Source organism: Halomonas sp. McD50-4, assembly GCF_022348135.1.
GTDB lineage: Bacteria > Pseudomonadota > Gammaproteobacteria > Pseudomonadales > Halomonadaceae > Vreelandella > Vreelandella piezotolerans.
The window spans coordinates 1-1,885 of sequence record NZ_JAKRFG010000034.1; the positions used below are offsets into that span (position 1 = coordinate 1).

A 1,885-nucleotide genomic window follows, 5' to 3' on the forward strand; every position below is an offset into this window, starting at 1 on the left:
ACCAGACCCCTTCGGGTTATAGGGTCAAGCAATGAAGCGCACACGGTGGATGCCTAGGCAGCCAGAGGCGATGAAAGACGTGGTAGCCTGCGATAAGGTTCGGTGAGGTGGCAAACGACCTGTGACCCGGACATCTCTGAATGGGGAAACCCACTCATCACAAGATGAGTATCTTGCGCTGAATCCATAGGCGTAAGAGGCGAACCAGGGGAACTGAAACATCTAAGTACCCTGAGGAAAAGAAATCAACCGAGATTCCCCTAGTAGCGGCGAGCGAACGGGGACCAGTCCTTAAGCGTGTGAAAGATTAGGCGAACAGACTGGGAAGTCTGGCCATAGCGGGTGATAGCCCCGTAGTCGAAAATCTGATCACGTGAAATCGAGTAGGTCGGGGCACGAGAAACCTTGACTGAAGACGGGGGGACCATCCTCCAAGGCTAAATACTCCTGGCTGACCGATAGTGAACCAGTACCGTGAGGGAAAGGCGAAAAGAACCCCGGAGAGGGGAGTGAAATAGATCCTGAAACCGTGTGCGTACAAGCAGTAGGAGCGGACTTGTTCCGTGACTGCGTACCTTTTGTATAATGGGTCAGCGACTTATATTCAGTGGCGAGGTTAACCGTATAGGGGAGCCGTAGGGAAACCGAGTCTTAACTGGGCGACACAGTCGCTGGATATAGACCCGAAACCGAGCGATCTATCCATGAGCAGGGTGAAGGTTGAGTAACATCAACTGGAGGCCCGAACCAGGATCTGTTGAAAAAGATTTGGATGACTTGTGGATCGGAGTGAAAGGCTAATCAAGCTCGGAGATAGCTGGTTCTCCTCGAAAGCTATTTAGGTAGCGCCTCACGTATCACCGCCGGGGGTAGAGCACTGTTTCGGCTAGGGGGTCATCCCGACTTACCAACCCGAGGCAAACTCCGAATACCGGTGAGTGCCAGCGTGGGAGACACACGGCGGGTGCTAACGTCCGTCGTGAAAAGGGAAACAACCCAGACCGTCAGCTAAGGTCCCCAAATCCTGGTTAAGTGGGAAACGATGTGGGAAGGCTCAGACAGCTAGGAGGTTGGCTTAGAAGCAGCCATCCTTTAAAGAAAGCGTAATAGCTCACTAGTCGAGTCGGCCTGCGCGGAAGATGTAACGGGGCTAAACCAGGTACCGAAGCTACGGGTTCACACGATGTGTGAGCGGTAGAGGAGCGTCGTGTAAGCCGATGAAGGTGTGTTGAGAAGCATGCTGGAGGTATCACGAGTGCGAATGCTGACATGAGTAACGATAAAGGGAGTGAAAAACTCCCTCGCCGGAAGACCAAGGGTTTCTGTTCGACGCTAATCGGAGCAGAGTGAGTCGGCCCCTAAGGCGAGGCCGAAAGGCGTAGTCGATGGGAAACGGGTCAATATTCCCGTACCGGACATGATTGCGATGGGGGGACGGAGAAGGCTAGGTGAGCCAGGCGTTGGTTGTCCTGGTGAAAGTGAGTAGGCTGAGCGCTTAGGTAAATCCGGGCGCTCAAGGCCGAGACACGAAACGAAGACACTACGGTGTCGAAGTCATTGATGCCACGCTTCCAGGAAAAGCCTCTAAGCTTCAGATCATGTGCGACCGTACCCCAAACCGACACAGGTGGTCAGGGTGAGAATCCCAAGGCGCTTGAGAGAACTCGGGTGAAGGAACTAGGCAAAATGGTGCCGTAACTTCGGGAGAAGGCACGCCGGCGTAGGGTGAGAGGACTTGCTCCTTCAGCCCGAACCGGTCGAAGATACCAGGTGGCTGCAACTGTTTAGTAAAAACACAGCACTCTGCTAACGCGCAAGCGGACGTATAGGGTGTGACGCCTGCCCGGTGCCGGAAGGTTAAGTGATGGTGTTAGGCCTCGGCCGA

The 1,885-nt window shown here is 54.2% G+C and carries 1 rRNA gene; it reads left to right on the forward strand.

Annotated elements, in window-relative coordinates:
- Positions 1–22: 22 nt before the first annotated feature.
- A 23S ribosomal RNA gene (locus MHM85_RS18230) occupies positions 23–1,885 on the forward strand; the annotation flags it as partial.